The 12,359-nt window shown below is 64.8% G+C and carries 11 protein-coding genes and 1 pseudogene; 10 read left to right on the plus strand and 2 right to left on the minus strand.

The window, feature by feature from the left end; genetic code table 11:
* Position 1 precedes the first annotated feature (1 nt).
* The 6 genes from CH256_RS08275 to CH256_RS08300 are packed head-to-tail and all read left to right on the plus strand — an operon-like array spanning position 2 to position 7,025.
* On the plus strand, positions 2 to 1,261 hold the full coding sequence (locus CH256_RS08275; protein WP_094639854.1) for an FAD-dependent monooxygenase: 1,260 nt from the start codon (positions 2 to 4) through the stop codon (positions 1,259 to 1,261).
* A complete protein-coding gene (locus tag CH256_RS08280; RefSeq protein WP_231893678.1) occupies positions 1,258 to 2,688 on the plus strand; it encodes an MFS transporter in 1,431 nt (476 codons plus the stop codon). The genes CH256_RS08275 and CH256_RS08280 overlap by 4 nt, the downstream gene beginning before the upstream one ends.
* Entirely contained in the window at positions 2,688 to 3,539 is an 852-nt protein-coding gene (locus tag CH256_RS08285) for an FAD binding domain-containing protein (RefSeq protein ID WP_094639855.1), read from the plus strand. Before CH256_RS08280 ends, CH256_RS08285 begins: the two co-directional genes overlap by 1 nt.
* Positions 3,536 to 5,902 (plus strand): xanthine dehydrogenase family protein molybdopterin-binding subunit, encoded by a 2,367-nt coding sequence (locus CH256_RS08290; protein WP_256989399.1) that lies wholly within the window; start codon positions 3,536 to 3,538, stop codon positions 5,900 to 5,902. The genes CH256_RS08285 and CH256_RS08290 overlap by 4 nt, the downstream gene beginning before the upstream one ends.
* Positions 5,899 to 6,402: a (2Fe-2S)-binding protein gene (locus CH256_RS08295; RefSeq protein ID WP_094669258.1), complete on the plus strand. Its 504-nt coding sequence runs from the start codon at positions 5,899 to 5,901 to the stop codon at positions 6,400 to 6,402. The genes CH256_RS08290 and CH256_RS08295 overlap by 4 nt, the downstream gene beginning before the upstream one ends.
* Positions 6,399 to 7,025, plus strand: a complete 627-nt coding sequence (locus CH256_RS08300) for an SRPBCC family protein (protein WP_094669260.1) — start codon at positions 6,399 to 6,401, stop codon at positions 7,023 to 7,025. Before CH256_RS08295 ends, CH256_RS08300 begins: the two co-directional genes overlap by 4 nt.
* A gap of 1 nt (position 7,026) precedes the next feature.
* On the opposite strand, the gene CH256_RS08305 is transcribed toward CH256_RS08300, so the two are convergent.
* Entirely contained in the window at positions 7,027 to 7,692 is a 666-nt protein-coding gene (locus tag CH256_RS08305) for an aspartate/glutamate racemase family protein (protein WP_068051156.1), read from the minus strand.
* A gap of 3 nt (positions 7,693 to 7,695) precedes the next feature.
* Positions 7,696 to 9,114 (minus strand): MFS transporter, encoded by a 1,419-nt coding sequence (locus CH256_RS08310; protein ID WP_094669261.1) that lies wholly within the window; start codon positions 9,112 to 9,114, stop codon positions 7,696 to 7,698.
* Between the two features lie 199 nt (positions 9,115 to 9,313).
* On the opposite strand from CH256_RS08310, the gene CH256_RS08315 reads away from it, so the two are divergent.
* From CH256_RS08315 to CH256_RS08330, 4 genes and pseudogenes are all read left to right on the plus strand, one after another.
* Entirely contained in the window at positions 9,314 to 9,988 is a 675-nt protein-coding gene (locus tag CH256_RS08315; RefSeq protein WP_094639859.1) for a GntR family transcriptional regulator, read from the plus strand.
* 211 nt (positions 9,989 to 10,199) lie between these two features.
* The gene (locus CH256_RS08320; protein ID WP_082898564.1) at positions 10,200 to 10,499 is read left to right on the plus strand and encodes a type VII secretion target; all 300 of its coding nucleotides are present in this window, start codon (positions 10,200 to 10,202) and stop codon (positions 10,497 to 10,499) included.
* Positions 10,496 to 11,503, plus strand: a complete 1,008-nt coding sequence (locus CH256_RS08325; RefSeq protein WP_094669263.1) for a WXG100 family type VII secretion target — start codon at positions 10,496 to 10,498, stop codon at positions 11,501 to 11,503. Before CH256_RS08320 ends, CH256_RS08325 begins: the two co-directional genes overlap by 4 nt.
* Positions 11,500 to 12,359: pseudogene (locus tag CH256_RS08330) on the plus strand (hypothetical protein); the annotation flags it as partial. The gene CH256_RS08325 and the pseudogene CH256_RS08330, both read left to right, overlap by 4 nt.

Consider the following 12,359-nt stretch of genomic DNA (forward strand, 5'->3'; position numbering starts at 1 on the left):
CATGGCACCGATCGAAGTGGTGATCGCAGGCGGTGGCCTCGGCGGCCTGACCGCGGCGCTCTCGCTGCGGCACAGAGGAATTCAGGTGACGGTACTCGAGGCCGCTGCCGAGCTGGGCGAGGTGGGCGCGGGAATTCAGACCGCTCCCAACGCCAGCCGTATCCTCATCGCCCTCGGGATGCGCGAGAAGCTCGAAGCGATCAAGACCGAGCCGATGGATCAGGTGCGCAGGCGCTGGGAGAACGGCAAGGTCATCGCGCTCACCGCGCTCGGCGAGTACTGCAAGAAGACGTTCAACGCCCCGTACTGGCACTACCACCGCGCAGACCTGCACTCTGCCATCCACGCTCAGTGTCTCGACCCCGACGGCCCCGGCCCGGTCGTGGTGTTCGAGACCGATGCGAAGGTCGTCGAGGTCGATCGCACCGACCCGATGCGGCCCGTCGCGGTCACCGGAGCGGGACGTCGGTACGAATCGGATCTGCTCATCGGAGCCGACGGAATCCGCTCGACGGTACGCGATCTCATCGGTCTACCCGATACGCTCGTGTTTTCCGGCGAAATGGCCTATCGCGCACTCATTCCGGGTGATCGCATCGTCAAGGATCCGGCTACTCGCTGGCTCGTCGACCGATACCAGAGCACCATCTGGTACGGACCGGACCGGCACCTGGTGCACTACATGATTCGTAACGGCGAATACCTCAATGTCGTTGCGCTGGCCCCGTGTACCGACGAGGTCCGCGACGGTGGGCCACGGCTCGTCGGACCCGAGGAACTGATGGGGACATTCCCGGATTGGGACGATCGCGCCCACGCGATGCTCTCCAAGGCTGACGAGAACGTGCTGTGTCAGGCGCTCTACTACCGCAGGCCCGACCCGCGGTGGACCGACGGCCGTGTCGCGCTGCTGGGCGATGCCTGCCATGCCATGCTGCCGTATCAGGCACAGGGGGCCTCGCAGGCCATGGAAGACGCGGCAGTGCTGGCCGAGGAGCTCGCGAAGGTCACCCCGAGCGGGATCGACGAGGCGTTGGCGCGCTACGTGTTTCGGCGGGCCAGGCACGCGCGGATGGTGCAGGACGCGAGCCTGCAGAACAAGACTTTTTATCACATACCCGATGGACCCGAGCAGCAGAAGCGGGACGCGACACTGGCGTCGTTCGATGGGGAATCCGACATCTCGTACGACTGGCTGTGGAGCGGTACCCCGCTCGACGACAGCGACGACGAGAAATTCCATTACTCGTTCGTCCGATGACGACCTCGGACCACAACACCGCGCCGGAGGCTGCGATGAAGACTGGTGATCAGGTAGTACAGGAACTCCCCTGGAAATGGGGTGTGCAGGGCAAGATCTTCATCATCGGTGGGCTGGGCTACATGTTCGACGCCTGGGACGTGGCGCTGAACGGCTTCTTGACCCCGCTGCTCGGAAGCTACTGGGACCTCTCCCAAGCCGAGCGCGGTCTGGTCGCCACCGGCAACCTGATCGGCATGGCCGTCGGAGCCGTCGTGTGGGGCACGATCGCCGACCGAGTCGGACGTAAGCGTGCATTCTCGTTGACGCTGTTGATCTTCGCGCTGTTCTCGGTCCTCGGTGCCTTCGCGCCGAGCTTCGAGATCTTCATCATTCTGCGGTTCCTCGCCGGGTTCGGCCTCGGTGGCTGCATCCCGGTGGACTACGCGTTGGTCAGCGAATTCTCACCGCGTCGCATTCGCGGCAAGATCCTCTCTGCCATGGATGTCTGGTGGCCGATCGGTGCCACCATCTGCGGCGTCGTCGCCACGCTGCTCGTCCCGATCGACGGCGACGTTCGCTGGCGCTACATGCTGCTGTTCATGGTTCTGCCTGCGCTGCTGCTGTTCTGGGTTCGACGCGGTATCCCCGAGTCACCGATCTACCTCGCCAAGGTCGGCCGTGAGGCCGAGGCCCGCGCCGTCATCGACGACATGGTGACCCGCACCGGATCCGAGGCAGTCGACTACGTCATCGTCGCCGACACCGCCCCGAAGGGACCGGGCGGCATGAAAGCAGCTCTGACGCAGCTGAAGTCGGTCTGGCGATACAGTCCGCGGATCACCGCCGCAGCCTGGATGCTGTTCGTATCGATCATGCTGCTGTACTACGCAGCGCTGAGCTGGATGCCGTCGATCCTGCGGGCCGAGGGCTACGGGGAATTCGCAGCCTTCGCCGGTACGACGCTGATGACCGGAGTCGGCATCGTCGGTGTGCTCACGTCGGCGTTCATCGTGGAGATCTTCGGACGCAAGTGGGTCATCGGACTGTCCGGCCCGATCGCGGGTAGCGCGCTGGTCATGTTCGCCGTCATGCTCGACATCCAGTCGGCTGCGCTGATCTGGCTCGGCATCTTCGGATTCGTCATTCAGCTGACCATCCCGGTCCTGTACTGCTACGTCTCGGAGTTGTACCCCACCAACATCCGCGCCTCGGGATTCGGGTACGCGTCCTCGGTCAGCCGGGTCGCAACCGGCTTCGCGCCGCTGTTGTTCGGCTCCGTCATGTGGCCGATCCTCGGTTTGCCGTTGACCTTCGGCATCGTCACCGCGTTCGTGTTGTTCGCGGTGATCTGGATGGCGTACTTCGCACCGGAGACCAAGGGACGCGAACTCGACACCCTCGTCGACGAACCCACCGAGGTAGTCGCAGGCGAGGCTCGGGTCTGATGAAGCCCGCACAGTTCGACTACCACCGGGCGCGCGATGTCTCGGGTGCAGTGCGGCTGCTGTCCGAGCTGGGCGAGGACGCGAAGATCATCGCCGGAGGCCAGTCCCTGGTCGCCATGATGAACTTCCGCCTCTCCCGGCCCGGGCACCTGGTCGACGTGGGTGGGTTGAACACTCTGCAGTACATCCGCCGAGAATCCGACGGCTTGCACATCGGAGCACTCACCACCCACCACGACGTCGAATGCGGCGACGTGGGAACGGACTTCGGTGTCCTTCGCGAGGCGATGCGGTGGGTGGGGCACTACCCGATCCGTACCCGCGGGACCGTCGGGGGCAGCATCGCCCATGCGGACGCCACCGCGGAATGGTGCTTGTTGGCCATACTGCTCGACGCCCGCATCGTCGTCGAGAGCGTGCGGGGGCGGCGAACCGTCGAGGCGGACTCGTTCTTCTTCGGGTACTACTCCACCGATCTTGCGTTCGACGAGATGATCGTCGAGATCGTGTTCCCGAACCCGGCACCGCACGCTGCGGTGACCGAATACGCCGAGCGACAGGGAGATTTCGCAATCGTGGGCGCAGCGGTGTCCCTCGATCTCGACGGCGTGGCCGTGGTGGGCGGGCGGGTTGCCCTCGCGGGAGTGGGAGCAACTCCCGTGCGATCGCCGGCTGGGGAAGCCGTCCTGGCCGCAGGCGGGACCTTCGCGGACTGCGCGGACGCCGCAGCCGAAGCACTGGAACTGGAGGACGAGGGCATGGTCACCGCCGAGTACCGCCGCACCCTGGTGCGCACGTTGGTCGCCGAAGCGTGCAGCGACGCACTGGTATCGCAGGGGGTGCCCACGTGAGCGTCGATCAGGTTCTCACGCCGAAATTCGTCGGCACCTCGGTCGCACGCCGCGAGGATCCGCGGTTGCTCACCGGTCGAGGCAGATTCGTCGACGACATCGCGATGCCGGGAATGTTGCACGCTCAGTTCGTCCGCAGCACCGTCGCGGCCGGATCGATCACCGATCTCGACGTCGGTGATGTCGCCGGAGTCGAAGGAGTGCGCGGCGTATTCACCGCGGCGGACCTGGACCTGCAGCCGATCCGCGCCGAATTGTCGCGTCCGCTCAGCGAATTCGTGCCCACCGACATGCCCGTGCTGGCGCACGACGTGGTGCGCTACGTCGGTGAGCCACTGGCCATCGTCGTCGCCGCCGATGCCTACAGCGTCGAGGACGGGCTCGAGGCGGCACGAGTGTCGTACCGGACCGTCACCGCCGTCACCTCCGCAGATCAGGCCATGTCCGAGGGCGTGCCTTTGGTTCACGATTCGGTTCCGAAGAACATCGTCGTGGACGTGCAGATGTTCGCCACCGACGGCGTCGACGAGATCTTCGACGACGCGCACACCGTCGTGTCCGTGCGATCACGCACCGGCCGCCAGAACGCGCTTCCGCTCGAGACCCGTGGATGCATCGCGTACTGGGACGATCGCGACGAGCAGCTGATCATCTACATCTGTACGCAGGTTCCGCACCAGGTTCGTACCGTCACCGCGCAGTGCATCGGGCTCGACGAGCGCCAGGTGCGCGTCGTCGTACCCGACATGGGCGGCGGCTTCGGGCAGAAGTGCGTCGTCGGACGCGAGGAGATCGCCGTCGCCGCAGCTGCGTTGAAGCTCCGCCGTCCCGTGAAATGGATCGAGGACCGCAAAGATGCACTGACGGCGTCGTTCCTGGCGCGCGAACAGCAGTACGACGTGCGAGCAGCATTCGATTCCGAGGGACACATCCTCGGCCTCGACGCGGACGTCGTGTGCGACATGGGCGCGTACTCCTGCTACCCGTTCACCGCCGGCATCGAGCCGCTGATGGCCTCAGCGGAAATGCCCGGGGTGTACCAGGTTCCGGCGTACCGGGTGCGGGGCCGTTCCGTGTTCAGCAACAAGGCACCGACTGCGCCGTACCGCGGGGTGTCCCGCCCGCAGTACGTCATGGTGATGGAGCGGTTGTTCGAGCGAGCGGCCCGTGAGTTGAACCTCGATGCGGTGGAGATCAGGCGGCGCAACGTCATCACCGCTTTCCCGTACACGGGCGTCAACAACATCACCTACGACCCGGGCTCGTACCTCGAGGCGCTGAACCTGTGCGAGCAGACCCTCCGTGACGGCGGTTGGTACGACCTCCAGGACCGGGCAACCGCCGAAGGCCGGCACATCGGCATCGGATACTCGTGCTTCAGCGAGCGAACCGGCTACGGCAGCAGCGCATTCGCGGCGCGCAAGATGAACGTGGTGCCCGGGTTCGACATTTCGGAGGTCAGGATGGACACCTCCGGCACGGTCGTCGTGACCACCGGAACGATGAGCCACGGGCAGAGCCACGAGACCACGATGGCGCAGATCGTCGCCGATCGCCTCGGCATCGGCGTCGAACAGGTCAAGATCGTGCAGGGCGACACCGATCGGATCACCTACGGCTTCGGCTCGTTCGCCTCTCGCTCCATCACCATCGGCGGCAGTGCGGTGGCGTTGGCGTCGAACAAGCTGGGAGACAAGCTCTGTGAGATCGCAGCGCACCTGCTGGAGACTCGCGACGACAACGTCGAGTTGGCATCGGGGCGCGTACGTCAGCGCGACGACCACTCGAAGTACGTTACCTACCCGGACATCGCCGACGTCGCGTATCTGAAGGCGCAGCTGCTGCCGAAGGGCGTGGAACCCGGATTGTCCGCGACGGCAAGCTTCGACGTGTTCAACGACGGCACCTTCTCCAACGCCACCCACGGCGTTGTGGTCGAGTTGCACGAGGGCACCGGCCGAGTGGAGATCCTCAAGTACGTGTGCGTCGAGGACTGCGGCGTCGCCATCAACCCCAAGATCGTCGAGGGCCAGTGCCGGGGTGGGATCGCCCAGGGCATCGCCGGGGCGTTGTTCGAGCAGGTGTCGTACGACGATCACGGAAATCCACTGTGTGCCAGCTTCATCGACTACAAGGTGCCGACTGCCTGCGAGATCCCGGACATCGAGATCCACCACCTCGAAACTCCCTGCCTGTTCACCGAATCCGGAGCCAAGGGAGCCGGTGAGGGCGGAACGATCGGTGCACCCGCCGCCGTGCTCAACGCCGTCAACGACGGATTGCGCTCCACCGGAGTCGAACTGAACGACACACCGATCACCCCCGTGGCAATACAGGCAGCACTGGCGAAGGGCAGGCCATGAGCAACAAACAACTGATCGAACTGAACGTCAACGGCACCGTCCGTGAGGTGATCACCGAACCACGCCGCACTCTGGTCGACGTATTGCGCCACGATCTCCAGCTCACTGGAACCCATGTCGGCTGCGAACACGGCGTGTGCGGAGCCTGCACCGTGCTGATCGACGGCAAGCCGGCCCGCGCGTGCCTGACGTTCGCAGCGCAGGTGGAGAACTCGGACATCGAGACCGTCGAATCACTCGGCATCGACGGTGAATTGAACGATCTGCAGCAGGCCTTCGCAGACCACCACGGTCTGCAGTGCGGATTCTGCACACCGGGGTTCCTGATGTTGGCCGAGGGCTACCTCGCCGACAACCCCGATGCCACCAAGGAACAGATCCGCGAGGTGGTGGCGTCGAACTACTGCCGCTGTACCGGGTACCAGACCATCGTCGAGGCCATCGACTCGTGCGCCGAGCAGCGACGCTGCGCCGGCTGTGTGAACGGAGTTCGTAAGTGATACTGACCAATACACTCGATATCGACGCGTCCGCCGAGGACGTGTTCCGGCTGATCAACGACGTCGAGAAAGTCGCGACCTGCGTACCGGGGGCGGCCATCACCGGTAAGGACGGCGAGACCTACCTCGGCGGTGTGAAGGTCAAAGTGGGCCCGATCAGCGCGTCGTACGCCGGCACGATTCGGTTCCTCGAGGTCGACGCGGAGACCCGCACGCTCACACTCGAAGCCAAGGGGGCGGACTCGCACGGCAACGGCGACGCCGAGGCCCAGGTCGATCTGGCGGTCGAGGCGCTCGGTGATCGTTCGCGGTTGACCCTGAATACCGATCTGGTGATCAGCGGAAAGATAGTCTCGTTCGGCAAGGGCGCGATCGTCGCGGTGTCGAACAAGGTCCTGCAACAGTTCGCCGTCAATCTCGGTGCGCTGCTCAGTGGTTCGGCCACGGCCGAATCGACCACGCCTGCAGCTGTGAAGGCTGCTGTTGCGAGCCCGATGGGCGGCGAATTGAACGCGATGAGCCTGGTGCCCGAACCGGTGCGCAAGTACGCACCGATCGCGGGCATCTTCCTCGCGGGAATGGTCGAGGGCTGGCTGGTGTCCAGGGCCTTCGGACGTCGATAGTTCAGCTGCGTACCGCGTTCGAGATTCTGTCGACGACCATCGCAACGGCACTCGGAACCGGCTCGATGACGTCCACGTCGGTGCGCAGTGCCAGCCGCCGGGCCGAATCGCTCAACGGACCGCCGCCGATGACGACCGCCGTCGCTCCGGCGGCGACTGCTGCATCGACCGCTGCTCCCAGTTCGACGACGCTCGATGCGAGGTCCTCGGCCAGGACCAACGGCGATGACGCGGTGAGGAACACACCCGCGAAATCGCCGTCGGGCACGGTGGCACGGGTCAGTGCATCGAGTTGGGCGGCGAGATCGGCTGTGGTGGTGGCGATCGCGAAGCGCCGACCACCTCGTGCAGCGTGCAGGATTCCTGCCTCGCCGATCCCGACGACCGGAATGTCGACGAGGGTTCGGAGTTCGGCGGCACCGGGATCACCGAACGCGCCGACGATCACCGCTGCCGGGCCATGGTGCTCGATCGCGTCGAGGGCCGCGGTTACGACATCCGGTCCGGCAGCACGCAACTGTTCGGTGCCGGTGATCATCGCCGGTCCGTTACCCGCGGTGACCCCGACGACGGTGAATTCTGTGTCGTGGAGCCAACTTCGTGCGACGTCGACGAGCAGCTGCGTCGTTGCAGTGTTCGAGTTGGGGTTGATCACGAGAATCTTCACTGCTCAGCCATCTTCCGGCATGGGTTGTCCGAAGGTCTCTTTCGGGAACTGCACGGCAATTCCGCACACGATGAACAGGCCGGCCAGCATCGCGAACATGGCACCCACGCCGGACGAGTCCAGTACGGCTCCGGCGATGAGAGGGAACAGTCCGCCGGAGAGGGAGCCCAACGCCAGGATCACCGACGTCGCGAGGCCACGGATTCGTGTGGGGTACTGCTCGGGTGCAAAGAGCCAGATCGTCGTGTTGAGGATGATGACCGAGAAGTTGAACAGGGCACCGAAGAACAGTACGAGGCCGATCGACGTTGCGAAGAAGCCGAATCCGAGCCCGGCGACGATACCGAGCACTGCGCCACCGGTCAGCGTCACCTTGCGGGGGAGTTTGCGAGCGATGAGTGCGGCGGTCAGCGCGCCGATCAACGACCCGGACTGCATCACGAGGGTGTACCAGAGCGCACTCGAGATCGACATTCCCCGCTCGGTCAGGATGACGGGGATCAGCGTGAGCATCGAGATCTGTGCTGCGTAGGACATGCAGACGGCAATGCCGAGGGCGAGAGTGCTTCTGCGGTAAGGCTGCCCGAACATCTCCGTCCACCGTGCGCGCGGGGCGGCGTGATCATCGACCGTGGTGTCGACGTTCAAGTACTGAACCTCGGAGTCGAGGGTGCCGCGAAGCTTGCCCTGCGCCAGGCGGTTGATGACGGTGTTGGCCTCGGCCACCCGGCCCGTCGCTGCGAGGAAGCGAGGTGTTTCCGGAAGCGAGCGGCGATAGAACACGACCGCGAGTGCGGGCAGTACCAGCAGACCGAACAGCCAACGCCAGCGGTCGTCACCGGTGAAGATGGCGAAGACGATGACCCCGAACAGTGGGGCGAGCATGTTGCCCAGACCTGCGGCTGCGACGTTGATCATGCCGACCGCGGTACCGCGATGCTTGGCGGAGAAGAACTCGGAGAGCATGATCACCGCGACGGCGATCTCACCGCCGAGTCCGAGCCCGACCAGGAATCGAGCGCCCACCAGCACCTCGTAGTTGGGTGCGAATGCGCACAGTAGCGAGCCGAACGCGAAGACGAGCAGGTTTGCGCCGAGGAGGGTTCGACGACCGAAACGGTCCATCACCGCTCCGGCCAGGATGCGCCCGAGGGCGACGGCGGTGAACGTCGCGGTGTTCAGCAGTCCGATCTCGGTTCCGCCGAGGCCCCAGGATTCACGCAGGAGCGGTCCGGTGATGCCGACGGCATTCTGTTCGATGGCATCGAAGAACACACCGAACAGGACCATGGCGACGATGCCGAAGTGCGCTGTGGTGAGGCCGATCTTCGAGTACGACGCCTCGATCTGTTCACTGAGGCTGCCGGCCTCGGGCGGTGGGTCGATCGGTGACGGCTTCTCGTTCCTGGTCGGGACGCTCATCCCAGTGCCTCTCGCTAAGTGGTATACCAACAACGGAGAATTTACGGAGCATTGGACCGCGAATGGTTTCTCGGCGGTAACGCTTGTGTTTCCAGGTCCTCTCACCTGGCTCTTGCTGTCTAGGTCTTCGTTGGACAAAGCTTGCCGATGACGCTGGCGGATGCGCGGTATACCTACAGTTCGCTGGTATACAAGCATCATGGCATCCACGGAAGGTCGCGAATCGCTGTCGCGATCGGTGTTCGACGCGATCAGAACACGCATCCTCGACGGCCGCCTCCGGCCTGGTGAAACGCTGAGCGAGCGCAATCTGGGAACCGAGTTGCAAGTGTCGAGGGTCCCGATTCGCGAGGCGCTTCCATTGCTCGAAGCAGCAGGGTTGGTGACGCTGTCGCCGCGACGCCCTGCCGTGGTGACAGGAGTGACCAGAAGTTCCGTCGACGAGTTGTACGACATCAGGTCCGCGCTCGAGCCGCTCGTTGCTCGCCGGGCAGCGTCCGCTGTGGCGGCGGGCGCGGACTCGTCGTCGTTGGTCGACGCCGTGTCCCGTGCAGGTGCAGCGCTCGACCGGGGTGATCTGCTCGAATTCCATCACGCGAGCTCGGGGGTGCACTCGGGGATCGAGGCATTGTCCGCCAACCGGCTGTTCCCGGTCATCATGGAACCGTTGCGGGAGCGCAGCAATCGACTCAACATGGCCAATCTCGAACGGGACCCGTCGCTGCGCCACGGGGAGCATGTCTCCCTCGTCGACGCCATCGCCAAGGGGGACACGGAATTGGCTGCCGCTGTTGCGTTCGCACACGTCGAATGGGGCCGAGCGCGAACGTTCGAGACTCTGGCGCAAGTTCCGGGCTACGACCCACAGCACTGAGCCGAGTCCGCGCTACTCAGCGCGACGCGGGCAGTCCTGCCGCGGTAGGTCCAATGGGCGGTGACTGGGCGATGACGGGGCGGTGCTCATCACCGTGATGCCCATGAACGTTTCTCGAAGCGGCCGGAGGGAACCGATCGGGGCACACTCGCGTCAAACCCGATGACGCCGATTCACCGGGCGTCGCCACGGTGCAACTCGGGGGAGCGTCATGACAGTGAATGTGGATCCAGCGATCCTGCGGCAGTTCTCGAATGTGTTGTCGGCAACTGGCGGGGTGATCCGTGAGGTGGATGCTCTTGCTCCGTTCCGTGCGTCGGAGAATGCGTTGCAGGGTAGTGACTTTCACGCAGCATGTGCGGCGGCGGCAGCTGCGGCGGCCGGAGCTGTTGCAGCTCTGGCCGGGCGGGCCGAATGCGTCGCGGACATCGCCCGCGGCGTCGCGCAGAACTACGAGATCGCCGACGACGAACTCGCCCGCCGCCTCGCAGCGATGGACCAGCCGAAATGACCCCGACGGTCCCGCACGTCGCGGGTTGGGAGCCGGAGTCGATGCGCAAGACGATGATCGAGTTGTCGGAGATCGTCGAGCGCGTCAACGGCCAGCGCTCCGGAGTGCTGGAGGAGCAGGACGTACTGGCCGAGACGTGGACCGGTGAAGCAGCCGATGCCGCAGCCGAGCGTGTGGTGAGCGAATGCTCTCGGATGAGCTCGGTGTGCAGTGAAATCGATTCACTCGGTAGAGCATTCGAGACCGCAGCAGGAATGGTCGATGCTGCGAAGGCCCACCTGCAGGCGCAGGTCTCGGCGGCGACGGCGAGCGGGTTCGCCGTTCGGGCCGACGGTGTAGTGGATCCCGACGGGATGATCGCATTGATACCGGACGTCCTGGGTGAAGAAAAGATACGGAAGGCCGACGAACTACGCTCTGGTGCAGCGCAGTTGACCGAGGATATTCAGGGAGCTCTGAGACAGGCCGACAGGGCCGCACTCGACGCTGCGCAGCAGTTGGCCGAGCCCACGAAGCTGCTGACCGAGATTGCGCTCACCAACCCGACCGGGCAGCTCGTCGAGAACCCGGACGGATCCTTCTCGTGGATGCCGGACTGGCCGACGACCGCAGCAGCCACCGTCATCGGTGGTATGACCGACGTGACGAGGAGGACTCTCGAACTTCCGGGTGTCGGTTCCGTCGACGATGTTGCCAAGAACATCGGTCGGGGGTTGGGGGCGTTCGGCGCGGTGGCGGGAACGGTGCCCTCGATTGGCCACGATATCGATGAGGGGGTGAGCCCCGCTGAGGCGATTGCGGTCAATACGGCGAGTACCGCCGCCGGCCTCGCAGCTGCGAGCTACGTGACCGGTGCCCTGGTGGGAGTCGGTGGCGCCGCGGGTTCGGTGTTTCCCGGGCCGGGCACGGTTGTCGGTGCTGCCGCAGGCGTCGCGTTGGGTGCCCTGGTCGGGGGCTCCGTCAGCCACGGCGTATCGAAGGTCTTCGAATGGACACTGCGATGACCGATCGTGAGGACACAGGCGCGAACATGCCTGCGACAGCGAATCCGGGACCTGTGTGGGTGCGGAGGTGGCGCAGTGTCCACCTCGGCTGGCTCGCAGCAGTTTTCGGCATCTGTACGGCAGTGGTGGGACTGCTGGTTGCCGCTGTCCCTGTGGTTGCCAGGACGGGCGTAGGCGGCCTCCTGGCACTGTTGTGGCTCGCGTTCTTCGTGCTCCTTCCCTTGGGGATGGCGGTGCCGATGTCCGGCATCGGAGCTGCGCGATTGTCACGTTTCGTGCGGCGGGTCGACGTTGCAGGCGTCGGCGCAGGTCTGTCGGTGCCCGGGCGCGGGGACTTCGTGGTCCGGGCAGGTCTACTCGCCTTCGCGTCGGTGGTGGGGCTGTCCTACTTCGTATTCAGAGATGACGGACCGGACCCTCGTCAAGAGAGGGCCGAGTTGCTGACGGCGATAGGCGCGCCGGCATGCCTGGTGTGGTTCGTGCTCGGGTTCGTCATCGTCAACCGCACCAGGATCTCTCTGCACCCCGAAGGTATTGTCCAACAGATTTATCGACGTCGTGGGTGGAAGGTGTCGAACGACGTGAAGGTCTTGCCCTGGAGCGACATTGCGGATCTGCGCCTGGAGGAGCATCCGAATCCAGCAGTACCGCACCGAGGTGACCTGCCGGTGATCAGAGTCCCGCGCCGATCGAGCGAGACCGACGAACCGGAGCTGGTCATCATGGCGTGTGAGAAGAAGGTCGAACCGAATTCGCTGCTCGCGCAGCCTGGGTGGGCGCAGCAACTCCCGCGCATCGTCGTGGCCCAGTTGCGCACGAGCCCAGGGATTGTCTCGACACCACAGAAGCAGCGCGA

It is taken from the genome of Rhodococcus sp. 05-2254-6, from assembly GCF_002258565.1.
Classification (GTDB): Bacteria; Actinomycetota; Actinomycetes; order Mycobacteriales; family Mycobacteriaceae; genus Rhodococcoides.

Bases quoted from the DNA above. Each gene is read 5' to 3' on its own strand.
- CH256_RS08275 (WP_094639854.1), top strand. From the start codon at position 2: ATGGCACCGATCGAAGTGGTGATCGCAGGCGGTGGCCTCGGCGGCCTG.
- CH256_RS08280 (WP_231893678.1), top strand. From the start codon at position 1,258: ATGACGACCTCGGACCACAACACCGCGCCGGAGGCTGCGATGAAGACT.
- CH256_RS08285 (WP_094639855.1), top strand. From the start codon at position 2,688: ATGAAGCCCGCACAGTTCGACTACCACCGGGCGCGCGATGTCTCGGGT.
- CH256_RS08295 (WP_094669258.1), top strand. From the start codon at position 5,899: ATGAGCAACAAACAACTGATCGAACTGAACGTCAACGGCACCGTCCGT.
- CH256_RS08310 (WP_094669261.1), bottom strand. From the start codon at position 9,114: ATGAGCGTCCCGACCAGGAACGAGAAGCCGTCACCGATCGACCCACCG.
- CH256_RS08315 (WP_094639859.1), top strand. From the start codon at position 9,314: ATGGCATCCACGGAAGGTCGCGAATCGCTGTCGCGATCGGTGTTCGAC.
- CH256_RS08320 (WP_082898564.1), top strand. From the start codon at position 10,200: ATGACAGTGAATGTGGATCCAGCGATCCTGCGGCAGTTCTCGAATGTG.
- CH256_RS08325 (WP_094669263.1), top strand. From the start codon at position 10,496: ATGACCCCGACGGTCCCGCACGTCGCGGGTTGGGAGCCGGAGTCGATG.